Source organism: Arthrobacter globiformis (assembly GCF_030817195.1).
GTDB lineage: Bacteria > Actinomycetota > Actinomycetes > Actinomycetales > Micrococcaceae > Arthrobacter > Arthrobacter globiformis_D.
The window spans coordinates 1,612,596-1,636,857 of record NZ_JAUSYZ010000001.1; the positions used below are offsets into that span (position 1 = coordinate 1,612,596).

Sequence of the window (24,262 nt, forward strand, 5' to 3'; positions counted from 1 at the left end):
ACTGGGCCGTATCCCCACCAACCGCGGCACATCAACCGCGAGATAAAGACGGAGACTTTTGTGAGCTTGACGCAGCTTGACCGTGTTCCCATCCGCCGGGCCCTGATCTCGGTATACGACAAGACCGGTCTGGAGGAGCTCGCCAAGGGCCTGCACGCAGCAGGCGTCAAAATTGTTTCCACCGGCTCGACCGCCAAGAAGATCGCCGCGGCCGGCATTCCGGTCCAGGAAGTCGAAGAGGTCACCGGTTCCCCCGAGATGCTCGACGGCCGGGTCAAGACCCTGCACCCGCGCGTCCACGGCGGCATCCTCGCCGACCGCCGCGTCCCCGCCCACATGGAGACCCTCGCCAAGATGGAGATCGAGGCCTTCGACCTCGTCGTGGTGAACCTCTACCCGTTCGTGGAGACGGTCAAGTCCGGTGCCGCGCAGGACGACGTCGTGGAGCAGATCGACATCGGAGGGCCCGCCATGGTGCGCTCCGCCGCGAAGAACCACGCCGCCGTCGCCATTGTGGTGGACCCGACGTTCTACGGCGACGTGGTCCGTGCCGCCACCGAGGGCGGCTTCGACCTCAAGACCCGCCGCCGGCTCGCCGCAAAGGCGTTCGCGCACACCGCCACCTATGACACCGCCGTGGCCACTTGGACCGCCAGCCAGTTCCTCGACGAGGACGGCGACGGCGTCATCGACTGGCCGGCCTATGCCGGCCTCGCGCTGGAACGCTCCGAGGTCCTCCGCTACGGCGAGAACCCGCATCAGCAGGCCGCCCTCTATGTCGACAAGGCAGCCCCCGCGGGCATCGCCCAGGCCGACCAGATCCACGGCAAGGCCATGAGCTACAACAACTTCGTGGACGCCGATGCAGCACTCCGTGCCGCTTACGACTTCGCGGAGCCCGCCGTGGCCATCATTAAGCACGCCAACCCCTGCGGTGTGGCAGTGGCGTCGCCTGACGCTGCGGACCCGATCGCCGACGCCCACGCCAAGGCACACGCCTGCGACCCCGTCTCGGCCTTCGGCGGCGTCATCGCTGCCAACCGCACGGTCACCGCCGGCATGGCGCAGACCGTGGCCGGCATCTTCACCGAAGTGGTCATCGCCCCCGGCTTCGAGCCCGAGGCCGTAGAAATCCTCTCCAAGAAGAAGAACATCCGCCTGCTGGCGCTGCCCGAAGGCTACGGCCGCTACCCGGCCGAAATCCGCCAGGTCTCCGGCGGCGTGCTCGTCCAGATCACCGACAAGGTGGACGCCGACGGCGACAACCCCGCCAACTGGACCCTGGCAGCCGGCGAAGCCGCTGACGACGCCACGCTGGCCGACCTCGCGTTCGCCTGGACCGCCTGCCGCGCGGCCAAGTCCAACGCGATCCTGCTCGCCTCCAACGGCGCGGCAGTGGGCATCGGCATGGGCCAGGTGAATCGCCTGGACTCCTGCAAGCTTGCCGTTGAGCGTGCCAACACGCTGGGTGTGCAGGTTGAGTCCGACGTCGACGGTGCCGGTGGCGCCACCAACGTCGGGACGGCAGGCGCCCCCGCCCGTGCCCGCGGCGCGGTAGCTGCCTCCGACGCGTTCTTCCCGTTCGCCGACGGCCTGCAGATCCTGATCGACGCCGGTGTCCGGGCTGTGGTGCAGCCCGGCGGCTCCGTCCGTGACGAGGAAGTCGTCGCCGCAGCCAACGCTGCGGGCATCACCATGTACTTCACCGGCGCGCGCCACTTCTTCCACTGATTCCCACCGCGTCCCTAAACGCGGTCCGCTCGGCCAGGAAACCCGGGCGGCGTGGGCCCTAGCAAAAGCCCGACGGCGGCTGCCCCCTTAGGGGGACGGCCGCCGTCGGGCTTTAACCTGGGTTACTTTCCTGTGGCCTGGGGCTCCTCATCCTCCGGATCCGGCAACCGGATGTCCCGGGGGACCGCTTCGGCCATCCGTTCCGGCGTCCAGTAAGCCAGGATCTCCTCGGGTGCCTCGCTGACGCTGTGGCTCACCACATCGCCAGAGGAGCCCGCATCATCCTTATTTCCTCTGTGCACTGTCGTAGACCTTCATGGTGGTGGAGCCCCAGAACGGTCCGAACATCGTGGTGGAATTCGTGCCATAGCCGTAGCTGTTGACGGAGTTCTGGAAGCCGTCCGCCCCGCTTGCCGCGTCCGTGTCGCCCTTGGCAAACCACGGGCCGCCCGAGGAACCGCCCGTCATGTCGCACGAAATGCCCTGGGAGTTGAACTGCGGGTTGATGGTGTCATCCATGGCCGTGCCCGTGCAGCTGACCAGGGTCTGGCCGGTGAACGGGGCCGCGGCCGGGTACCCAAATGACTTGTACGTCAGGCCGCGGGGCTGGTTGAACTCCACTCCGGACGCCCCCACCACGTCGGCTAGGTACTTGCCTCCCACCCGGGCAACCACGGCGAAGCCGGTGTCATACCGGATGTCGCCGTCGGAGGTCCAGTTCCGTGCCGCGTGCAGGGACCGAGCCGGCCACTGACCGTAGGGGGCCGTCCCGTTGACGTAGCCGGGAACGAAGACCCAGTTGGTGGCGAAGGCGCCGGGCCCCTCATTAACGCAGTGGCCGGCGGTGGCCACTAGGCTCTTGTTCCGGGCAGCGACCGAGTTGCCGGAGCAGACGTAGTTGTTTCCGGCGAGGGTGAAGAAGACCTTGCCGATGTGCTTCACAGGGGCTTCATTTGTGTGCAGGGCAGTGGTGACCGTGGTCTGTGCAGCGGTGCCGGCAAATCTCGTTGGGGCTCCAGACTCCAGTGCAGCATCGGACGAGGGGCCTTGGTTGTCCTGCCGGGCCACAGCCTTGGCGGCCAGCACATCACCGGGAACGGCGGCACGCATGCGCTCGGGTGTCCAGTAGCCCTGCGGGCTGGACACTGGGGTGCTTGCGACCTGTAGTTGAGTTGAGTCCTGCGACGTTGCAGAGGAGGCTGTTGCGCCGCCGATGGCGCTCACTGCCAGCAACAGGCCTGTGGAAAGGCTCAGAAGGCTGCCGGCCAGAGTCTTTTTGCTCGTCATTGCGGTCCTACCTATCAGGTGGGGCGGGCCCCGGGAGGCACGCCAGGTGACTGATTGACCTACCCGGGGATGACAAGCTCGGTTATTGAGGATTCAAGTTTTGTTTGCCAGGTAGGGGTGGTACTGATCTGCCCCTGCCGCAAGGGGTTACAACTCAGTTCAGCCGCCGAAGCGGTATTCCTTTATGAGAGAAAGATTAGAGCTCCTCCGCGCCGGGGACAATGGATAGTGTGGCCGAAGACACAGGAACGTGGTCATGCAAGGGCATCCGGCCGTCCGCGTAAGGTTCATCCGGTTCACCTCGGGTAAGTTAAAGGTTGGTGAAATAGCCGGAATACCAGATACAAGCCGACCTTCAGGGAGACGCCCGAGCATGGCCAAAATTATCTATACCCACACCGACGAAGCGCCGATGCTGGCCACATATTCGTTCCTGCCGATCATCGAGGCGTTCGCCTCCACGGCAGGTGTGCAGGTGGAGACCCGCGACATTTCGCTGGCCGGCCGCATCATCGCCGTCTTCGGCGACTACCTCACTGAAGAGCAGCAGATCGGCGACGCCCTGGCTGAACTCGGTGAACTGGCGAAGAAGCCGGAAGCCAACATCATCAAGCTCCCCAATATCAGCGCATCCGTGCCGCAGCTGAAGGCCGCCATCGCCGAACTTCAGTCCCAGGGCTACAGGCTGCCGGACTACCCGGACAACCCCACGTCCGACGAAGAGACCGCCATCCGGTCCCGCTACGACAAGATCAAGGGCTCCGCCGTGAACCCGGTCCTGCGTGAAGGCAACTCGGACCGCCGCGCACCGCTGTCGGTCAAAAACTACGCCCGCCAGAACCCGCACTCCATGGGAGCCTGGACCCCCGAGTCCAAGACCAACGTGGCACACATGGAGGCCAACGACTTCCGCTCCAACGAAAAGTCCGTGGTTATCCCCGCCGACGGCACCATCGAAATCCAGCTGGTTCGCGAGGACGGCACGGTCAAGGTCCTGAAGAAGGCCTTCCCCGTCCTTGCCGGTGAGGTCATCGACGGCACCGTGATGCGCGCTGCCGCCCTGGACGAATTCCTGGCGGCACAGGTGGCCCGCGCCAAGGAAGAGGGCGTGCTCTTCTCCGCACACCTGAAGGCCACCATGATGAAGGTCTCCGACCCCATCATCTTCGGCCACGTGGTGAAGGCTTACTTCTCTGAGCTGTTCGACACCTACGGCAAGCAGCTCGCCGCGGCTGGCCTCAGCCCCAACAACGGCCTCGCCTCCATCCTCAACGGACTGGACGAGCTGCCCGAGGACGTCCGCGAAGGCGTCCAGGCCGCCATCAAGAAGGGCCTGGAAGAAGGCCCCGCGATCGCCATGGTCGACTCCGACAAGGGCATCACCAACCTGCACGTCCCCAGCGACGTCATCGTGGACGCCTCCATGCCCGCCATGATCCGCACCTCCGGCCACATGTGGGGCCCGGACGGCCAGGAAGCCGACACCCTGGCAGTCCTCCCGGACAGCTCCTACGCCGGCATCTACCAGGTTGTCATCGACGACTGCCGCGCCAACGGCGCCTTCGACCCCACCACCATGGGCACGGTCCCGAACGTCGGCCTCATGGCCCAGGCCGCCGAAGAATACGGCAGCCACGACAAGACCTTCGAGGCCCAGGTCCCCGGCAAGATCCAGGTGGTCGACGGCTCGGGCAACATCCTGATCGAACACGAAGTTGCCCCGGGTGACATCTGGCGCGCCTGCCAGACCAAGGACCTCCCGATCCGTGACTGGGTGAAGCTGGCCGTGAACCGCGCCCGCGCCTCCCAGACCCCCGCCGTGTTCTGGCTCGACGAGACCCGCGCACACGACGCCAAGCTCATCGAGAAGGTCCGCGAATACCTGCAGGAGCACGACACCGAGGGTCTGCAGATCGAGATCCTGTCCCCGGTGAAGGCCACCGCCTTCACCCTGGAGCGCATCCGCAAGGGCGAGGACACCATCTCCGTCACCGGCAACGTGCTCCGCGACTACCTGACGGACCTGTTCCCGATCCTGGAACTGGGCACCAGCGCCAAGATGCTGTCCATCGTTCCGCTGATCAACGGTGGCGGGCTCTTCGAGACCGGTGCCGGCGGCTCCGCCCCGAAGCACGTCCAGCAGCTGCTGAAGGAAAACCACCTGCGCTGGGACAGCCTGGGTGAATTCCTGGCACTGGCCGTCAGCTTCGAGCACCTGGCCAACACCACGGACAACGCCCGCGCCCAGGTCCTCGCGGACACCCTGGACCGCGCCACCGGTACGTTCCTGCTGGAGAACAAGTCCCCGAGCCGCAAGGCCGGCGAGATCGACAACCGCGGCAGCCACTACTACCTGGCCCAGTACTGGGCACAGGAACTGGCCAAGCAGACCGAGGACGCAGAACTGGCAGCCTCGTTCGCATCGGTCGCCGACGCGCTGACCTCCAACGAGGAAGCCATCGTTTCCGAACTGCTGGGCGTCCAGGGCCAGCCGGTGGACATCGGCGGCTACTACCGCCCCGACGCCGAGAAGGCTGCAGCCGTGATGCGGCCGTCCGCAACGCTCAACAAGATCGTCGCCAGCCTGGGCTAACCTGCCCGGTCCGCGGCTGAGCTCCCGAGCTGAGCAGTAGAAGCGCCCCGCCACTCGTTTGAGTGGCGGGGCGCTTCTTTGCTTGCCGGGACTTCCGGCCGGGAGGCTGAGTTACCGGTCCGGGATGTCGTCGCGGCGGGTATCCGTATGCCGGGTTTCGGTCCGCGGTTCACCTGTGTCGTTGTCCCCGTAGGGGGCGTCGACGGCCATGTCCGGGTCCGTGCTGACGGGCCGTTCAGTTGCGGAAGCATCGTAGGCGTCACCGGATTCGTAGGTGCGGCCCGGGACGGCGTCCATGCCTGCCCCCTCGGAATAACGCGGTGCTCGCGCCTGGGTCACCGTTGCCTCCTGCCGCTGTAGCCCCGATACCGACGCCGGCTGCTCCAGCCCCGGCCCCGGCTCCCGTTCCGGTTCCGGTGGTTCCGACGCCGGCTCCGGTGGTTCCGACGCCGGCTCCCGTTCCGGCTCCGGTGCCTGTGCCGAGTCCCGTGCCGGCCGCCGCGGAACCCGCGTCACCTTCCACCTCGCCACCGCTCACGCTTTCACGCCAGGCGCCGGTTTCCGTGTCCCGTTCCTCGATGAACTTCTTGAACTTCTTCAGGTCCGAGGCGACCTGCCGGGAATCAAGTCCGGTGGCTGCACCAAGCTTTTCCACTGCCGTTTCAGGCTCCCAGGTCAGCTCGACATTCACTTTGGTCTCGTTGGCGCCCAGGGACTCAAACCAAACGGTGCCCGAGTTGCGTGGCTCGTTCAGGCTCTCCCAGGTGACGCGCTGGTCCGGCTCCTGGACGGTGATCTGGGCGTCGTACTCGCGCTTCACACCCGCAATGCTGGTTTCGAAATGAACAGTGGTGTCATCGAGCTGGCGGACGGCGTCCACTCCGCTCATGAAATTGGGGAAATCCTCAAACTGGGTCCATTGGTTATAGGCCTGGCGTACGGGGACATCGACAGTGATCGATTCCTGGACAGTTGCCATGCGTGGTTCACTCCTTCAGCATACGGGCGGATGGGCCCGTGGTTCTGATTGCCTTGTTCGGGTGGAACACCTCCAACGTAGCGGGAAGCAGCTGGCATTTGAAGAGACAGCCAAGTCCGTTGACTATGAAGCTCGGAACGCTCAAATGACGGCCCGCGGTTGTGGGCGGCCACCGGCTTTCATAGGGTACTAAGCAGGCTTATCTTTTGGTCGGGCGCCCAGCGCCAACGGCCGAGTCCGGTTAGGCCACCGCTTCGGAAAGGATCCTCCCTGTGCCAGAAGAAACAGCAATCAACATTCCGGGAGCGCCGGCAGGCGAGCAACCCGCCGTCGTCGAACCCACCACCCCGAGGGAACCGTTGCCGCCCAAGCCGGACCAGCAGGGGCCGGAAGCGGTGTCTCCGACCGGCAGCCCCACGGGTGCGCCGGAACACTCCCGGGCACAGTCCGGCCAGTACCTGACCACAGCGCAGGGGCTCCGGCTGGCGGACACCGACCACTCGCTGAAGGCCGGGGCGCGGGGACCGATCCTGCTGCAGGACCACCACCTCCGAGAGAAGATCACCCACTTCGACCACGAGAGGATTCCGGAGCGCGTGGTGCACGCCCGCGGTGCCGGTGCCCATGGCGTATTCCGCTCGTACGGCACGGCGGCGAATATCACCCGCGCAGGCTTCCTCGCGAAGGACGTGGAAACGCCCGTGTTCGTCAGGTTTTCCACGGTCCTGGGCTCGCGCGGTTCCGCCGACACCGTCCGGGACACCCGCGGATTCTCCACCAAGTTCTACACGGATGAGGGAACGTACGACCTTGTCGGCAACAACATCCCGGTGTTCTTCATCCAGGACGGGATCAAGTTCCCGGACATTGTGCACGCCGCCAAGCCGCACCCGGACCGTGAGATTCCGCAGGCCCAGAGCGCCCACGACACGTTCTGGGACTTCGTGTCCCTGCACACCGAGGCGCAGGCGCACACGATGTGGAACATGTCCGACCGGGGCATCCCGCGTTCCTACCGCACCATGGAAGGATTCGGCGTCCACACCTTCCGCCTGGTTGACGCCGAGGGCGCCACGACGCTCGTCAAGTTCCACTGGAAGCCGAAGCAGGGCGTGCACTCCCTGGTCTGGGAGGAGGCCCAGATCATCAACGGCATGGATCCGGACTTCCACCGGCGGGACCTGGCCGACGCGATCGAGGCCGGCGCTTATCCGGAATGGGAGCTGGGAATCCAGACGTTCCCGGACACCGAGGACCAGATGTTCGAGGGAATCGACCTGCTGGATCCCACGAAGTTTGTGCCCGAGGAGCTGGCCCCCGTCCAGCCGATCGGGCTGATGACGCTCAACGCCAACCCGGTCAACTACTTCGCCGAGACGGAGCAGGTTGCGTTCCACCCCGGGCACCTCGTGCCGGGCATTGACGTCACCAACGATCCGCTACTGCAGGTCAGGCTGTTCTCCTACCTGGACACCCAGATTTCGCGGCTGGGCGGACCGAACTTCGCCCAGATCCCCATCAACCGGCCCCAGGCCCCGGTGAACGACATGCTGCGCGACGGCATGCACCAGACCGCAGTCCACGCCGGGGTGGCGCCCTACCGGCCCAACTCCCTCGACGGGGGCTGCCCGTTCAAGGCCGGCGCAGACCTCGGGGCGTTTGTCGATGTCCCGGAAGCGGTGGCGGAGGCCATCAAACAGCGCAAGAATCCGGCCTCCTTCGATGACCACTACAGCCAGCCCCGGCTGTTCTTCCGCAGCCTCACTCCGGTGGAGCAGGACCACGTGATCCAGGCCTACACGTTCGAGCTGGGCAAGTGCTACGAGAAGCCGGTCCGTGAACGCCAGCTTCTAGCCCTGGCCAACATCGATGCCTCGCTGTGCGCCGCCGTGGCCCGGGGGCTGGGGATGCCCGCTCCCGAAGCCACCGAGGACGTCCAGGACGCCCAGCCCAGCCCGGCCCTGTCCCAGCTGGGGAAGACCTGGCCGGTCGCAGGCCGCGTCGTCGGCATCGTGGCGGACGGGTCCAGTGACCTCGCGGCCGTCCGGGACGCACGCAAGGCGCTCGACGACGCCGGCATCGTTCCGCTGGTGATCGCCCCGTCCGGCGGGACGCTCGGGGGAGAGGCCGACGGCGGGATCCCGGTTCAGCGGACCTATCTCACCGCCCGCTCCACCGAGTTCGACGCGGTCATCGTGGCAGGATCCGGGGCCCCGGCAGACGACGCCGAACAGGGGCTGGATGCGAAAGCCGGTGATCCCGGTGCGTCGCTTGATCCGCGCGTCGTGCTCCTGCTGTCAGAGGCCTTCCGGCACGCCAAGGCCATCGGGGCCTGGGGGTCAGGCTCCGCCGGCGTGGACGCGGCGAGCATCCCGGACGATGCAGCAGGCGTGGTGCTGGGCGACAGTGCCGAGCAGGTGGTTCCGCAGATCCAGGGGCTGCTGGCCGCCCACCGGGCGTGGGAGCGTTTCCCGGCAGCCACTTCCTGACGGGCGAATCCTCTTGAAGGGCGGAGAAGCGCCTGAGGTCTGAAGAACAAGGACTGGTCCCGGCGGGGCTAGTCCTTGTTCTTGCCCGAACCCTTGTCCTTGTTCCCCTCCGAGCCGCCCTTGCCGGAGTTGTCCTGCTTTCCGCTGTTCACGGGCGCAGGCGCGGGGGCGGGAACCGGGACCACCACGACGGGGGCGGCAGTGGGTGCAGGTTTAACAGTTGCCGTGGCCTTCGCAGCCGCGGCCTTTGCGGCCGTCTCCGCAGCCGCAGCCTGGGCCGCCTTTTTGGACTGCGCTGCCGTGAGGTCGGCCCGCACGGAGCTGATGGCCGCCGTGATGCTCCGGTGGCGTTTGAAGGAAACCTGTCCGGCAGCCGCCGCAGCATCCAGCTCAGAGGACAGACGGGCCAGCGACTTCAGGGCGGCGGCGGGGTTGCTTCCCGCAGCAGATTTGGTGACCTCAAGAACCCGCTCCTGAAGCTTTTTAGCCGCGTCCGTTTCGAGGTCCGGGGCGGCGCCGGCGCAGCCTGCCAGTGCGGCTGCCAACGTGAACCCGATGAGGACGGTCATCGCCCGGCGCCACGCGGCCGGTGCCTGGCGCGGGGTCATGGTTCAACGCTCCTTTGCAGCTCCACGAGATGGTCACCCAAGGTGCCGCTCACGCTGGGGTAAGGGACGACGTCGGGCGTTGCAGGTGAGTTGGCGGCCACCGTCACCGCGGCGGCTCCGCCCAGCAGGGCTGCCGCCGCCAGGGCGGCGCCAATGCGGAGACGGCGGCGCCTCCTTGCGCCGGCGGGACGGCTGTCGGGGAGCGCTGATGCCTGGCCCGCTGTTGTTTTTGCTGTTGTTTTGGCGGGGGAGTGTGGCTGAGAAGGCCCTGACGTCTGAGCCGGCCCGGACCGGAGAATTGACGGCGGCCGGGTCGGCAACACAGGGAGTACACGGGTGGTGTGCTCCCTGGCCAGGTCTGCGGGGGCGGATTGCGGTGAAACGAGGGCGTGCCGGAGAGCCGCTTCCAGCTCCGCAGCGGTGGGCCGCTCCATCGGCTCGAGGGCGGTCGTGGAGGCCAGCAGGTGCTGCCATTCCACGGGCAGGTCGGCAGGGATCTCCGGGGCACGGTGCAGCCGCGCCACCGCCGACTCCACCGCGCTGCCCGGGTATTCAACAGTGCCCTTGATGCATTCCAACAGCACGAGGCCCAGCGAATAGATGTCCGACGCGGGTGAGAGCGGGGAGCCCATGGCCTGCTCGGGGCTTAAGTACGCCGCCGTGCCCACCATGGTGCCGGTGGCCGTGAGGCGGGTGCCATCTGCGATCCGGGCAATGCCGAAGTCTGTTAGTTTGGGCCGCACGGGCTCGCCGGGGCGAACCTGGATGATGAGAATGTTGGCGGGCTTGATGTCGCGGTGGATGATGCCCAGCCCGTGAACGTAGGCGAGGGCATCGGCGACCCCGGCGCCGATGACGGACAGCTCGTCGAGCGGAACTTGGCTGTGCCGGATGCGGCTGCGCAGGTCCTGGCCCTCCACGAGTTCCATGGTCAGGAAGGGCCGGGGCTGGTCGGGCACGCGGGTATCCACGCCGGCGTCGAAAAGGGTGACAAGGCCGGGATGGTTCAGGGTCGCCAGGAGCCGGATCTCGGCTTCCTGCCTTTTGAGTTCGTCGGCATCTGCGGCCTGAGGGGCGAAGAGCTTCAGGGCCACGTCCCGGCCCAGGTTCTGGTCCCTGGCCGCATAGACCGACGACATGCCGCCTCGTCCGATCACCTCACCCAGCCGGTAGCGCCCGCCCAGTACTTCCGTTGTCACCCCGCTGGGCGATTCCTTTAACACGTTGTCGTCCTTATCAGCTCGGGCTCGGTGTTAAGGATAATACGTGTACTTAGTAATTGAGGTCGCTGGCTGTTTGGTTGGCCGGCTGATTGGTTGGCGCAGCGGTGGCCGGACGGCCCGGGCGGGGGCACGGCTTCGTCGGCGGCCCGGCATCCGGAAGTCCAGAGGACTGCCGTGATGCGGACCGCCGACGAACGGCAGTTACTCCTGTCCGGAGAGGATCCGGGCTGTTAGGCCTTCTTCCTGCGGATCACCAGGAGTGCGCCGACGGCAAGCAGGACCAGTGCGAGTGGCAGCAGCCCAGCGTCGGCTCCCGTGTTGGCGAGCGTCTGCGGTGCGGTAACCATGTTTCCGTTGGCCGAAGTTGCCATGCTCTCCGAGGCGGAGACGGCCGTGGTCACCGAGCCCGCGGGCAGGATGGCGGCGCCAGTCGTGGAGGGCACGGTGCCAGCGCCCGTTGCCGCTCCACCGGCCGTGTCGGTGCCGGATCCGTTGCTGTCGGTCCCGGCGGTGCCGGTGCCAGTTCCGTCAGTGGCAGTGCCATCAGTTTCCGTGCCGTCGGCTCCCGTTCCAGCTCCACCGGTGCCGGTTCCGTCGGTGCCGGTTCCATCAGTTCCGTCACCCGGATCGGAGCCGTTGCCGGTTCCGTCACCCGGATCAGAAGCTGGCGGCGTCGTCACAGTTCCTGCGCCAAGTCCGATGCCCAAGTCGACACCCAGGTCCACGGCTGCATCAGTTCCCGTGCCGAGCCCGAGGTCGACGGCGCCTTCCGCACCGGTTCCCGGGGAACCCGTGTTGCCGAGGTTGAGGTCGACGACGGCGGCTAGGTCGGTGGCGGGAACAACGGTGTCCGTTCCGGTGCCGGTGGTGTTGCCGAGGTTGACATCGAGAGCGGCGGCCACGTCCGCGGTCGGGGTGGTGCTACCTGTTCCCGTCGTGTTTCCGAGGTTGACGTCGACCAGGGCGGCGGCGTCGGTGGTGTCGGTTTCCGTGCCGGTGCCCGTCCCACCGAGGTTGACGTCGACCAGGGCGGTGGCGTCGGTGGCGGGAGCGCTGGTGTCGGTTCCTGTCACTGCGGTGTTGCCGAGGTTGACGTCGACCAGGGCGGTGGCGTCGGTGGCGGGAGCGGTGGTGTCGGTTCCTGTCACTGCGGTGTTGCCGAGGTTGAGGTCGACGACGGCCGCTACGTTGGCGGCGGGAGCGGTGCTACCCGTTTCCGTGCCGGTGCCCGTCCCACCGAGGTTGACGTCGACCAGGGCGGTGGCGTGGGTGGCGGGAGCGGTGGTGTCGGTTCCCGTCACTGCGGTGTTGCCGAGGTTCACATCGACCACGGCGGTCGCGTCGGTGGTGGGAGCGGTGGCGTCGGTTCCCGTCACTGCGGTGTTGCCGAGGCTCACGTCGACCACGGCGGTGGCGTCGGTTCCCGTCACTGCGGTGTTGCCGAGGTTCACGTCGACCACGGCGGTGGCGTCGTTTCCCGTCACTGCGGTGTTGCCGAGGTTCACGTCGACCACGGCGGTCGCGGCCGGTGCCACCGTCGCAGTGCTGCCGTTCGAGGTACCGGTGTTGAGATCGAGGTCGGCATTAATGCTGACCGCGGAAGAATTCGACGGCGCTGGGCCACCCAGCAGACCCAGCGACGTCGAAGCATTGAGGTCCGCCGAAGCGGTTTCGGACGCGATGTTGACCGCGCCCGTGGCAGTTGTATCCGCGCTCGCCGCGGTTGCGCCGAGGGCTAGTAACCCTCCCGCAAAGAGGGTGCCTAGTAGGCCCCTGCGAACTGTCTGGTGCATTGTGATGTCTCCTGAAAAGTTGTTGTCAGGTGCTCATGGCAACCTGATTGGCCGTGTATCTGCCACATTGAGGCAGAAGGGGCCCAACTAGTCAGGAGAGGAGCCGGGGTCGATGGCCACCGGCGAAGGAACATGCTGAAGGGGTCCGCTGACAGGGACAAAGCCCTTGAGCGGCAGGTATTCAAAGGCGCTGTTCAGCCAGGCGGCCGAAGCCGAAGGGCCCCCGGAGGACGTGCTGCTACCCGAGCCTGAGGCAGGAGAAGGAAGCAGCGCCTCCGGTGACGGTGTGCCGTCGCCACCGGATGGTGAGTCTCCGCCGGTAGGAACCTTCGGGGCAGACCCCATGGGGTTGGCAGTTTTCGGCGCGGCAGCGTGGCTGAAATGAGCCGGTGATCCGGCGGCCGGTTGGAGAGCCGGCGCGGACACCACAGAGGGCGCGGGGACCATGCCAGGCCAGGCCCCTGGACTTGCGGAAGTTTGTCCCGTTTCGGCGAGGCCAACTGCGGGTAGCCGGCCTGGATCGGCGACAATCCCCGTCACGACGTCCTTGGCGGGCGCAACGATCGGTGCCGTCAGAGAAGGTACCTGCGTGAGCACGTCAGTGACGGGCTCAACGGGAAGCTCGACAGGGAGGGCCTCGGTCACCGGGCCCACGACGTCGGGTACTGGTTTCACGACGTCGGTAACGGGGTTAACGACCTCCGCGACCGGCTGCACGATAGTTTCGGCCGTGTCCGTCAGCGCTCCATCAGCAACGGAGGCAGCGGGATCGATAACCCCAGCCAGGGTGTCGTCCGGAATCGACCCGCCGAGAGGCAGTCCGTCGAGAGCGTTGTCAACGGGCTCCACAATGTCCGCCACAACCGGGGCAACCACGGCCACAGGTGCTGGCTCTGACGGCGTGGAAGGAACGGACGTCACGGGTGGAGGCGCAACGACCGGCGGCTGTGCGGCCGTGATCGGCGCAACTGTCGCCGGCAATGGTGCCGGGATGGCGGCCGGATCGACGGCTGGAAGTGGCGGGGGAGCTACGCTTCCCGCCACGCTGTCCGCATTTCTTTTGATGGACGAGACAGCCGAGGAAATACTGCCAGCAGGCGAGTCAGAGCGGTTGTCGGCGTCGGCGGCCGGGGCGGATACAGCCATCCAAGCCACAGCAGCGGCACCGGCCAAGAGAACAGGGCGCAAGGGGCGCAGCGCAGACCACGACAAAGCCGCAATGGTCATGCTTAACACCCCCAAACTCACCGAATTAATCGACGATCGGCTCCAGCCTAAGCCTCCCCCAAAGTGGGCGTCCAGACCCGGGGCAATAAATTCTTTCGATTCGATGAAGGCCGGAAAAGCTGCTCAGTGGGCGTCGTTGGGGTAGGCGACACCGAGTTGGGCGCGCACACCGTCGAACAGCCGCATCGTATTCAGCGAGTCCTCGAGGGGCATGACCGGGCTCTCGGTGAGGCCCTGCTGGACGCACCGGGTCACCTCGCGAAGCTCGTACGAATAACCCCGCCCAGTAACCTCGAAGTGTTCGGTTCGCGGTGTCTCCTGCCCGATCCCCACCACCAGCTTCTTGGGGTTGTTGATCGAGCCGAGTGTCTGCAGGTATCCCAGGCTGCCGGCAACGGTTGCGGTGCGGGGGCCGTGGGCGAGCAGCGACGAAGTGAGCTGTGCCTGCGCGCCGTGGTGGTAACCCAGCGTGAGCGCATTCTGGGCGTCCACGCCGTCGTCGTTCAAAGTGCCCATGGCACTGACCGTTTGCGGGAAACCCAAGGTGCCAAGCGCCCACAACAGCGGGTAGACCGTGATGTCAAGAAGCGCGCCGCCGCCATCCTGAACGGCCCAGAGCCTGGCGGTGGGGGAGTAGGGTGCCGGGAAGCCGAGGTCCGCCGTGACCCACTGGACCGTTCCGAGTTCGCCGGAATGTGCGATCTCGAAGGCCCTCTGCATGCTGGGCAGGAAGCGGCTCCACACGGCTTCCATCAGGAACAGCTTCTTTTCACGGGCTACGTCGATCAGCTCGGAGGCTTCGCGGGCGTTGATGGTGAATGCCTTTTCGCAGAGCACATGCTTGCCTGCGCGAAGAGCCGCCAGCACTACCCGGTGGTGCTGCGCGTGCGGCGTGGCCACGTAGACCACGTCCACCGCGTCGTCGGCCAGTAGCCGCTCATAGCCGTGGTGCCCGCCGTCGTCCCCGTACGCCACTGCAAAGCCGAACTCGCCCGCAAACGCGTCCGCGGTGTGCTGGGCGCGGGAGCTGACGGCGTAAAGCTCCGCGTCCTCCAGCAGCGCCAGGTCCCGCGACACCAGGGAGGCGATGCGGCCGGTGGCAATGACACCCCACCGCAGCGGTCGGCCCGTGGCGGCAAGGGGATCCTGGTTGGACTGGCTGAAGAGCCATGGCTTGGCGATCGGTGACGTCATGACGCCATCCTCTCACCCGGGTAAGGAAGGGGCGGGCTAAAACCTGCGAGAGGTGAGGAAGGGTCGGGTCAAAACCCGCGAAAGGTGAGGAAGGGTCGGGTTAAAACCTGCGAGAGGTGCGGGAGGATCGGGTTAAAACCTGCGAGAGGTGAGGAAGGGTCGGGTCAAAACCCGCGAAAGGTGAGGAAGGGTCGGGTTAAAACCTGCGAGAGGTGCGGGAGGGTTATGCCCTGCCCGCACCTTCCGCGCAAACTACACTCCCGCCGGCTCCCTACACTCCCGCCGGCTCCCTACACTCCCGCCGGCCTCCCTACACTCCCGCCGGCTCCCTACACCGCCGCCGGCTCCGCAGCGCGGCCGCGGACGGGTTCCTCCGTGAGCTTGCCCTGCTGGAGGCGGAACCGGCGGTCCGTCTTGTTGGCGAGCGTGCGGTCATGCGTGACCACGAGGATGGTGGTGTTGTGGTCGCGGCTGAGGGAGCTGAGCAGTTCGATGATGTGCTCGCCCGTCTGCTCATCGAGGTTGCCAGTGGGCTCGTCGGCGAGGATCAGCTTGGGTTCGTTGGCGAGGGCCCGGGCGATGGCCACGCGCTGCTGCTCGCCGCCGGAGAGGCGGTTGATGCGGCGGCCGTGCTTGTCCGGATCGAGCTGCACCTGCTCCAGCAGTGCCCGTGCCCGCTCGGCCCGGACTGGCTTCCGCACCCCGGCGAACTCCATGGGCAGCATGACGTTGTCCAGCGCGGAGAGGTTGGGCACCAGGTTGAACTGCTGGAACACGAAGCCGATGTCCCGGCGCCGGTATTCGGTCAGCTTGCCGTCCGGCATGCCCGCCAGGCTCACGCCGTTGACGACGACGTCTCCGCTGGTGGGCTTGTCCAGCGCACCCAGGAGGGAGAGCAGTGTGCTTTTGCCGCTGCCGCTCTTGCCCACGATGGACGCCAGTGTGCCCTGCTCCAGCTCGAAGCTGACACCGTTGACCGGCTTGATGGTGCGGTCGCCGGACTTGAACGTGCGGACCAGATCCTTGACTTCAATCATGGCTATTCTCCTCGGAGGACTTCGATGGGGCGGATGCGGGCGGTGAGCAGGGCCGGAACCAGCGCGCCGATGATGGCGACGCCGAACACAGCCGCGATGCCGGCGGCAAGGATTTCGGGGGACACGCTGGCGGTGACGGAGGTGAGCAGCTGGGAGGCGCCGCCGAACGGACCGCCCTGGCCTCCCGGGAGTCCGCCCGCCGCTCCGGCGAACCCGCCGCCGCGCTGGCCGGCGGGGGCCGCCGTCGCACCTGTGCTGGAGCTGACCAATGCGGAGGCGATGCCGCCGCTGGCGAAGGAGGCGATGACGGCGCCCACCACGCTGCCGAGGGCCACCAGGACCAGGGCCTCGAGCACGAACTGCAGGCCGATGGTGCGGTTCGGTGCGCCGATGGCCTTGAGGACGCCGATTTCGCGGCGGCGCTCGCGGACCAGCATGACCATGATCAGCAGGATGATCAGCCCCGCGGTGCCCAGCGCCGCGATGAACGCCACCATGGAGATGTTCTTGACGCTGTCCAGCGAGCTGACGGCGGTTTCGAGGTTGCGCTGGCCCTGGGTGACGTCGGCCTTGTCGGTGCCGAGCGCGTTCTGCAGCGCCGTCTTGGCGGCGTCCACGTTCTCCATGCTGTCCACCGTGACGATCATCGTGGACAGCTCGCCGGGCAGCTCGGCCAGGGTCTGGGCGGTGGGGAGCGTGACGTAGAGGGCGTTGTTGCCGAACGCGGTGCCGGCGTCGAACAGGCCGGCGACGGTGAAGGTCTTGCTGTTGATGGTGAAGGTGGAGCCCACCTTGACGTTGTTCTTTTCAGCGAGGGTGGTGCCCAGCAGCGCCTTGGTGGACTCGGCCGTGTAGTCGCCCAGCCCGGTGCCCGAGGTCAGTTCCAGCGCCTTGCCGGTGCTGTCCACCTCTGCGCCGGTGCCGGTCGCGGTGATGGGCAGGGACCGCGCCGGCTGGGTGGTCGCGGTGGTGGCTGTGGATCCGGTACTTCCTGTGGTCGCGGAGCTGTCCTGGTTGCGCGCGCCGAGCGTTCCGGCGTCAACAGCCGCGGTGAGGCTGGTGGTCAGCGTGGTGGTGGTTTGGCCACCGGGACCGGCCTGCCCGCCGCCGGGCCCCGTCTGGATGCCGGCCTGGGTGCCGGCTGCCGCCTGCGCGGCGGCCTCGGTCGCGTTGTGCAGCCGCAGCGCCTTGGTTCCGACGACGGCGGTCACGTTGGGCACGTCCGCCGCCGTTGCCGCCTGCTCGGCCGTGAGCGGCTCGCCGCCGCCTTCGAAGCCCTGGCCACCGGCCGGGTTCACCGTCAGCACCGTCCCCACCGAGGCGTTCAGCTCCTGGACTTTTGCCCCGACTGCCTGGTTGGCCACCAGCATGGCCGGGGCCAGCCCGATGGCGACCGCCAGAACGGCCACAACCGCGGCCGTTCGGACCTTGTTTCTAAACGCATTGCCTACACTTCGGGCGAGGACGCTCACTGCACTCCTTGGGATCACATGCCGGGGGATTGGCCGGCTTCGGATCCCACATTGGTGCCCGCTGCTGTGCAGGAAACGGGCTGAACCTATGTTTGTGCTGTGAGGAGCGGGGGCGCGAAAAGTCAGAGAGCGCTGTGATGGCAATGGAAGAGCCCCGGCCCTCCGGGTGAACTGGTCACCTGCGGGGGAGCCGGGGCTCTGTGGCGTCTGTGGCGGAAGCCGCTACTTGGTGATCGGGCCGAGAACCGGATCGTCCACGTAGGCCGTCTTGACGTTTTCCTTGGTCACGATGACCGGCTCCAGCAGGTAGGCGGGAACGGTCTTGACCTTGTTGTTGTAGGACTTGTCATCGTTGATTTCAGGCGTCTTGCCGGCCTGGATGTCCTTGACCATGACGATCGCGTGCTCAACGAGCTTGCGGGTGTCCTTGTTGATGGTGGAATACTGCTCGCCGGCCATGATGGACTTGACCGATTCAACCTCGGAGTCCTGCCCGGTGACCACCGGAAGCGGCTTGCCGGCAGCCTTGACGGCGGTCAGCACGGCGCGGGCCAGAGTGTCGTTCGGGGACAGCACACCGTCCAGCGACGCGGAGGTGTAGCTGCCGGTCAGGAGCGTGTCGGCACGGCGCTGGGCGTTTTCAGCCTTCCAGCCCTGGGTCACAGCCTGCCCGAAGGACTTCTGTCCGGAGAGCACCTTCAGCGTGCCGTCGTCGATCTTCGGCTGCAGGACGCTCATGGCGCCGTCGAAGAAGACCTTGGCGTTGGCATCGTCAGGGGAACCGGCGAAGAGCTCGATGTTGTAGGGGCCGTTCGGCTTCTTGGCCTGCATGCCCTCCAGCAGCGCCTTGCCCTGGAGTTCGCCCACCTTGAAGTTGTCGTAGGCCACGTAGTAGTCCACGTTCTCGGTGTTCAGCAGCAGGCGGTCGTAGGCGATGATGGTGGCGCCGGCGTCCTTGGCCTGCTTCAGCTGGGTACCCAGCTGGGCGCCGTCAATCGCGCCGGCGACGATGACCTTGGCGCCCTTGGTGATCATGGCGCTGATCTGGTTCTGCTGCTCCGAGACGCCGCCGTTGGCGAACTGTACGTCCGGCTTGAAGCCGGCGTCCTTGAGGCCGTCGTTGAACAGCTTCTCCGCCAGGACCCAGTTTTCCGAGGTCTTCTGGGGAAGTGCGACGCCGATCGAGGAGTCCTTGGGGAAGGCCTCGCCGCCGGCGGTGCCGCCGCCCGTTGTGCCGGTGTCGGAACGGCCGCAGGCTGTCAGCGCCAGTGCCGCAATGGCAGCGATTGCTGCCGCCTTTCCTGCCTTACCAATCATTCGCATTTGCTCGGTTCACTTTCTATAGGGGTGGGAAATGCATCCGGGAAGCGGGCCGTGCTCAGGCTTCCCGGGAGATGGTTTCCTTGGTGGAGGTCACTTCGTCGGGCTGGAGCGGAGTGCCTCCGCTGGGGCGGTTGAAGCCCTGGGTCAGCATGCCGATGATGGAACGCTTGCCCTGGCTCTTGTTGTAGACGTCGAACGCGACAGCGATCAGCAGAACCAGGCCCTTGATGATCTGGGTCAGGTCGGCGCCGACGCCAAGGAGCTGCAGGCCGTTGTTCAGCACGGCCATGACCAGGCCACCGACGATCGAGCCGATCACGGTGCCCACGCCGCCGGTGACCGCTGCGCCGCCGATGAACACCGCGGCAATGGCGTCAAGTTCCCAGCCGACGCCGTCAAACGGGCCGGATGCCGTGGAACGGCCCACGAAGATCATGCCCGCGAGGCCGGCCAGGATGGCCATGTTCATCATGACCAGGAAGTTGACCTTCTTGGACTGGACGCCGGAGAGTTCGGCGGCGTGGCGGTTGCCGCCCACGGCGTAGATGTGACGCCCGACGACGGTCTTGGAGGCGATGAAACCGTAGATCAGGACCAGTACGGCGAGGATGAGTCCCGGGATGGGGAAGGACGTGCCAGGGCGGCCCGTGGCGAACAGATAGGCGGCGTAGAGGATGGCGCCGCAGACCAGGATGAGCTTGGTGGCAACCACCCAGCCCTCGGGAACTTCCGCGCCGAGGGCCTTCGCGGTGCGGCGGGCGCGGATTTCACTAAAGACCACGAACGCGACGGCTAGCAGTCCCAGCAGCAGAGTCAGGTTGTTGAAGCCGGTGTTCGGGCCGACCTCCGGAAGGTAGCCGGAACCGATGTACTGGAAGTCCGACGGGACGGGGATGGTGTTGGACTTACCGACGAACTGGTTGAAGCCGCGGAAGAGCAGCATGCCGGCCAGCGTGACGATGAACGCGGGGATGCCCACGTAGGCTGTCCAGAACCCTTGCCAGGCCCCGATCAGGGCACCGAGGGCAAGGCCCAGGAGAATGCCCGCGTACCAGGGGATGCCCCAGTCCCGGATGGCCAGGGCGACCGTGACGCCAACGAAGGCCGCCACGGATCCGACTGACAGGTCGATGTGGCCGGCGATGATCACCAGCACCATGCCGATGGCCAGGATCAGGATATAGGAGTTGCCGTTGAAGAGGTTGATCACGTTGCCCGGCGTCAGCGTGCGGCCCTCGGTGGTGAATTGGAAGAAGACGATCAGTGCCACCAAGGCGAAGATCATGCCGAACTGGCGGGTGTTGCCGCCAAAGAGCTTCTTGAGCGCGTTCATTGTTTTCGGTCCTTGTGTCTGGAAGGTTCTGGAAGTTTTCCAGATGGTCAGGCGGCGGTCTTGCGGGCGGACGTCATGAGTTTCATGAGGCTCTCCTGGCTGGCTTCATCTTTGTTCAGGACACCGGTGATGGTGCCTTCGAAGATGGTGTAGATGCGGTCCGAGAGCCCCAGCAGTTCGGGGAGTTCGGAGGAGATGACGATGACGCCCTTGCCCTGGTTGGCCAGCTGCTGGATGATGCCGTAGATCTCGTACTTGGCCCCGACATCGATGCCGCGCGTGGGCTCGTCCAGGATCAGCAGGTCCGGGTCCGTGAACATCCACTTGGCCAGGACCACCTTCTGCTGGTTCCCGCCGGAGAGCTTGGCCACGCCCTCCTCCACGGACGGCGTCTTCGTGCGCAGGGACTTGCGGTACTGCTCGGCGACGGTGAATTCCTTGTTGGCGTCCACTACGAAGTGCCTGCTGATCTTGTGCAGCGCGGCCGAGACGGTGGTGGTTTTGATGTCGTCCAGCAGGTTCAGGCCCAGCGACTTCCGGTCCTCCGTGACGTAGCCCAGCCCGGCGTCGATGGCCTGCTTGACGTTCTTGAGGTGGAGTTCCTTGCCGTTCTTGTAGATCTGGCCGCTGATGAAGCGGCCGTACGAACGGCCGAACACCGACCGTGCCAGTTCGGTGCGGCCGGCGCCCATGAGCCCCGCGAAACCCACGATCTCGCCGCGGCGGACGAAGAAGTTGGAGCTCTTGCACACCAGGCGGTCCTGGATCTGCGGGTGCCCGACATTCCAGTTCTTCACCTCGAAGAGCACCTCCCCGATCTTCGGCTCGTGGTCCGGGAAACGGGATTCCAGGGTGCGGCCCACCATGCCCTTGATGATTCGGTCCTCGTCGACGCCGTCGGCCTTGACGTTCAGGGTTTCGATCGACTTGCCATCGCGGATGATCGTGATCTCGTCCGCGATCTGTTCGATCTCGTTCAGCTTGTGGGAAATGATGATGGACGTGATCCCGCGGCCCTTCAGGCCCAGGATCAGGTCCAGCAGGTGCTGGGAGTCGGATTCGTTCAGGGCGGCCGTCGGCTCGTCCAGGATGAGGAGCTTCACGGACTTGTTCAGCGCCTTGGCGATTTCCACCAGCTGCTGCTTGCCGACGCCGATTTCCTTGATCGGGGTGTCCGGGTCCTCGCGCAGGCCCACCCGGGCGAGCAGTTCTCGGGAGCGGGTGCGGGCCTCGGCCCAGTCGATCACACCGCGCTTGACCGGCTCGTTGCCCAGGAAGATGTTCTCCGTGATGGAGAGCTCCGGGATGAGCGCCAGCTCCTGGTGGATGATCACGATGCCCGCGTGCTCGCTGGCCCGGATGTCCTTGAACTGCTGGACCGCGTTTTGGTAGACGATGTCGCCGGTGTAGCTGCCGTAGGGGTATACGCCGGAGAGGACCTTCATCAGGGTGGACTTTCCGGCACCGTTTTCCCCGCAGATCGCGTGGATCTCGCCGGCCTTCACCCTGAGGCTGACATCGGACAAGGCTTTAACGCCGGGGAATTCCTTGGTGATGGAGCGCATCTCCAGGAGAACCGGCTCGCTCTGCGTGTTGAGGGACGTCATGTGCCCTTACGCCTCCAATGCATTGACTTCGTTGTCTTCCCTGCAATCCGCAGGGCCGTCTGATGAAAAAGTAGATGGAGCATGCCGTTGTCGTCAAGTCTTTAACGCAACTGCGGGATAACGAAACGCTACGTCCGCCGGATTCCGGCGTGCTGGAACACCAGGGCTGCGGCGCCGAGAGCCTCCGCGCGGTCGTTCAGCGAGGACATGGTGAGGGTGGTGGTTTCGCCGATGACCGGCACGGCGTGCCGCACCAGCCCGCGACGGATGGGGTCCAGCAGGATGTCGCCCAGTCCCGCGAGGGGGCCGCCCACCACGATGACCTCGGGGTTGATCAGGTTGGCCACATTCCCCAGCGCCCTGCCCACCGCAAGACCCGCATCATCCACGACGCGCAGGGTGGCGGCATCCCTCGCCAACGCCTTGCGGACGATGTCCTCGGGCGTGAGCGGACGCTCCTCGCCCCGGCTCAGCAGCTCAATCATGGTGGTGGTGGAGGCAATGGTCTCCAGGCACCCCCTGTTGCCGCAGCGGCAGATCAGGCCGTGTTCGTGGATGGTCGCGTGGCCGATTTCGCCGGTGATTCCGACGTTGCCGTAATACGGGTTGCCGTTGAGGATCAGGCCCGCGCCAATGCCGGAACCGATCTTCATGAACAGCAGGTTGCTGATGCCGCTGTGCGGCCCCCACGTGACCTCGGACAGGGCCCCCAGATTCGAGTCATTGTCTATGAAAATGGGGAACTGGAACGCCTCTTCGAGGCGTTCCTGGATGTCGATGCCCACCCACTCGGGCAGGATGGCTCCCTGGGCGACCGTGCTGGTCCGGCGGTCGATCGGGCCGGGGATTCCGACGCCGGCACCCACCACGGCGCTGCGTTCCACTCCGCTGTCCGCCAGCAGTTTATCGAGCAGGGCGACGGCTGCCTGGATGCCCTGCTCCGCCTGGTGGCCGAGGGGCAGGAGCACGGATTCCTCGGCGATGATGTGGTAGCTGAGCGAGGCGAGAACCACCCGCAGGTGCCGCCGTCCAAAGTCGATGCCCACCGCCACGGCACCGTTGCTGTTGAGCCGGACGTTGAGTGCGCGCCGCCCGGAACTGGTTGTCGGCTCCGTGGAGGCCAGGCCAGAGTCCTGCATGATCTTGACGATGTTGGACACTGTCGCGGTGGACAGTCCCGTCTGCCGCGCGAGCTCCGCCTGGGTCGAGGGGCCGTTGAGCAGGCATTCGATGATTCGCTGCTGGTTCAGGTGCCGGAGGGCGGATTGCGACCCGGGGTTTTTGGTTCGGCTCCTCGTCGAGCGCGATGGTGAGGGCATGAAATGAACATTGCACCATCAGTGGCCTTGTAGTCAAGAAGTTAACGCAACGCCCCAGCATACGGAAGGGCGCAGGGCCCGGGCAATCCGCCCCGCGGGCTGTGTGGGGCGGTGCAAATGGACCGGTTTGGCGGCGGCCGCACACGGATACGCTGAAGGTAACGGCGTCCGGTGTGGGCGGGCGTCCACGAAGACTTGAGGTGATCACGGTGAAGCTGGCGCTGATGCAGGCGAACTCCAGTGTTTTGGACATCGAACCGAACTGCGCAGCCATCGACCGGGCGGCTCAGCGGGCCGCGGAAGCGGGTGCTGACGTGCTCCTGACCCCCGAGCTTTTCCCGGTGGGTTATTCGCCGCTGCGCGTCAGGGCGGAACTGGACCCCAAAGCCCTGCCCGGCATCCGGCGCACCCTTGCCGGCATCGCTGCCACGCGCGGGATCGCCCTGGTGTACAGCCTGCCCGCCGTCACAGCCGACGGGCAGTGGCAGATCACCGCGACGGTCCTGGACGGCCGCGGGGACGAACTCCTGAGCTACGCCAAGGTCCACCTTTTTGGGCCGGAGGAGCGCAAGGCGTTCAGCCCCGCGGAAGCAGCCCCCGCCGTCGTCGATCTGGGCGGCATCAAAGCTTCGCTGGCCATCTGCTACGACGTGGAGTTCCCCGAGACGGTTCGCGCGGCCGCGACGGCCGGGGCTGACCTGCTCCTGGTTCCCACGGCGCTGGCCCACGGCTTCGAATCGGTGCCGCAAGTGCTGCTGCGGGCCCGCGCGCTGGAGAGCCAGCTGACGGTGGCTTATGCCAACCACTCCGGGGAGGAGGACGGCTGCACTTTCCTGGGCGGAAGCGTCATTGCCGGCCCCGACGGCGAACTGCTTGCCGCTGCCGGTCCCCACCCGGAACTGCTGTACGCCGAGGTCAGCGCCGAGGCGGCCAGCCAGGCACGCGATGCCGTGCCCTATCTGCGCGAACGGCGCCCAGATGTTTACCGTGCGTGGGAGGAGAGCAGCAGCGACGAGAACGGCGGCGCCCCCAAGCCTTCATAGGGTC

General features: G+C 66.2%; 19 protein-coding genes. 4 read left to right on the top strand and 15 right to left on the bottom strand.

Going from position 1 to position 24,262, the window contains the following annotated elements:
• The first annotated feature begins 60 nt into the window (after window positions 1–60).
• On the top strand, window positions 61–1,731 hold the full coding sequence (gene purH / locus QF036_RS07335) for a bifunctional phosphoribosylaminoimidazolecarboxamide formyltransferase/IMP cyclohydrolase (RefSeq protein WP_307100544.1): 1,671 nt from the start codon (window positions 61–63) through the stop codon (window positions 1,729–1,731).
• Window positions 1,732–1,853: 122 nt separating this feature from the next.
• Here the strand turns inward: purH and QF036_RS07340 are convergent, their stop codons facing one another.
• Entirely contained in the window at window positions 1,854–1,988 is a 135-nt protein-coding gene (locus QF036_RS07340) for a hypothetical protein (protein ID WP_307100546.1), read from the bottom strand.
• Window positions 1,989–2,016: 28 nt separating this feature from the next.
• The gene (locus QF036_RS07345) at window positions 2,017–3,018 is read right to left on the bottom strand and encodes a trypsin-like serine peptidase (protein WP_307100548.1); all 1,002 of its coding nucleotides are present in this window, start codon (window positions 3,016–3,018) and stop codon (window positions 2,017–2,019) included.
• Between the two features lie 373 nt (window positions 3,019–3,391).
• Here QF036_RS07345 and QF036_RS07350 point away from each other — a divergent pair, with 373 nt between their 5' ends.
• Complete coding sequence (locus QF036_RS07350; protein ID WP_307100550.1) at window positions 3,392–5,611, top strand: NADP-dependent isocitrate dehydrogenase; 2,220 nt, start codon at window positions 3,392–3,394, stop codon at window positions 5,609–5,611.
• 111 nt (window positions 5,612–5,722) lie between these two features.
• Here QF036_RS07350 and QF036_RS07355 read toward each other — a convergent pair whose 3' ends face one another.
• Window positions 5,723–5,908 (bottom strand): hypothetical protein, encoded by a 186-nt coding sequence (locus QF036_RS07355; RefSeq protein ID WP_307100552.1) that lies wholly within the window; start codon window positions 5,906–5,908, stop codon window positions 5,723–5,725.
• A complete protein-coding gene (locus QF036_RS07360) occupies window positions 5,871–6,590 on the bottom strand; it encodes an SRPBCC family protein (protein WP_307100554.1) in 720 nt (239 codons plus the stop codon). Before QF036_RS07360 ends, QF036_RS07355 begins: the two co-directional genes overlap by 38 nt.
• A gap of 272 nt (window positions 6,591–6,862) precedes the next feature.
• Here QF036_RS07360 and QF036_RS07365 point away from each other — a divergent pair, with 272 nt between their 5' ends.
• The gene (locus tag QF036_RS07365) at window positions 6,863–9,079 is read left to right on the top strand and encodes a catalase (protein WP_307100556.1); all 2,217 of its coding nucleotides are present in this window, start codon (window positions 6,863–6,865) and stop codon (window positions 9,077–9,079) included.
• Window positions 9,080–9,147: 68 nt separating this feature from the next.
• On the opposite strand, the gene QF036_RS07370 is transcribed toward QF036_RS07365, so the two are convergent.
• The 11 genes from QF036_RS07370 to QF036_RS07420 all read right to left on the bottom strand — a co-directional run bounded on the left by QF036_RS07370 (window position 9,148) and on the right by QF036_RS07420 (window position 23,215).
• On the bottom strand, window positions 9,148–9,687 hold the full coding sequence (locus QF036_RS07370; RefSeq protein ID WP_307100558.1) for a mucin-associated surface protein: 540 nt from the start codon (window positions 9,685–9,687) through the stop codon (window positions 9,148–9,150).
• Window positions 9,684–10,910, bottom strand: a complete 1,227-nt coding sequence (locus QF036_RS07375; protein ID WP_307100560.1) for a serine/threonine-protein kinase — start codon at window positions 10,908–10,910, stop codon at window positions 9,684–9,686. The genes QF036_RS07370 and QF036_RS07375 overlap by 4 nt, the downstream gene beginning before the upstream one ends.
• A 230-nt stretch (window positions 10,911–11,140) precedes the next feature.
• Complete coding sequence (locus QF036_RS07380; protein ID WP_307100563.1) at window positions 11,141–12,703, bottom strand: hypothetical protein; 1,563 nt, start codon at window positions 12,701–12,703, stop codon at window positions 11,141–11,143.
• Between the two features lie 87 nt (window positions 12,704–12,790).
• A complete protein-coding gene (locus QF036_RS07385) occupies window positions 12,791–13,624 on the bottom strand; it encodes a hypothetical protein (RefSeq protein WP_307100565.1) in 834 nt (277 codons plus the stop codon).
• A 429-nt stretch (window positions 13,625–14,053) separates the two neighbouring features.
• On the bottom strand, window positions 14,054–15,124 hold the full coding sequence (locus tag QF036_RS07390) for a Gfo/Idh/MocA family protein (protein WP_307100567.1): 1,071 nt from the start codon (window positions 15,122–15,124) through the stop codon (window positions 14,054–14,056).
• A 329-nt stretch (window positions 15,125–15,453) separates the two neighbouring features.
• Entirely contained in the window at window positions 15,454–16,161 is a 708-nt protein-coding gene (locus QF036_RS07395) for an ABC transporter ATP-binding protein (protein ID WP_307100570.1), read from the bottom strand.
• 2 nt (window positions 16,162–16,163) lie between these two features.
• Window positions 16,164–17,633, bottom strand: coding sequence for an ABC transporter permease (locus tag QF036_RS07400; protein ID WP_307100573.1), 1,470 nt, complete (start codon window positions 17,631–17,633; stop codon window positions 16,164–16,166).
• 222 nt (window positions 17,634–17,855) lie between these two features.
• Entirely contained in the window at window positions 17,856–18,956 is a 1,101-nt protein-coding gene (locus tag QF036_RS07405) for a substrate-binding domain-containing protein (RefSeq protein ID WP_307100575.1), read from the bottom strand.
• A 55-nt stretch (window positions 18,957–19,011) separates the two neighbouring features.
• On the bottom strand, window positions 19,012–20,289 hold the full coding sequence (gene mmsB / locus QF036_RS07410; protein ID WP_307100577.1) for a multiple monosaccharide ABC transporter permease: 1,278 nt from the start codon (window positions 20,287–20,289) through the stop codon (window positions 19,012–19,014).
• Window positions 20,290–20,336: 47 nt separating this feature from the next.
• The gene (gene mmsA / locus QF036_RS07415; protein ID WP_307100579.1) at window positions 20,337–21,896 is read right to left on the bottom strand and encodes a multiple monosaccharide ABC transporter ATP-binding protein; all 1,560 of its coding nucleotides are present in this window, start codon (window positions 21,894–21,896) and stop codon (window positions 20,337–20,339) included.
• Between the two features lie 128 nt (window positions 21,897–22,024).
• A complete protein-coding gene (locus tag QF036_RS07420) occupies window positions 22,025–23,215 on the bottom strand; it encodes an ROK family transcriptional regulator (RefSeq protein ID WP_307100581.1) in 1,191 nt (396 codons plus the stop codon).
• Window positions 23,216–23,424: 209 nt separating this feature from the next.
• On the opposite strand from QF036_RS07420, the gene QF036_RS07425 reads away from it, so the two are divergent.
• Entirely contained in the window at window positions 23,425–24,258 is an 834-nt protein-coding gene (locus tag QF036_RS07425) for a carbon-nitrogen hydrolase family protein (protein ID WP_307100583.1), read from the top strand.
• Window positions 24,259–24,262 lie beyond the last annotated feature (4 nt).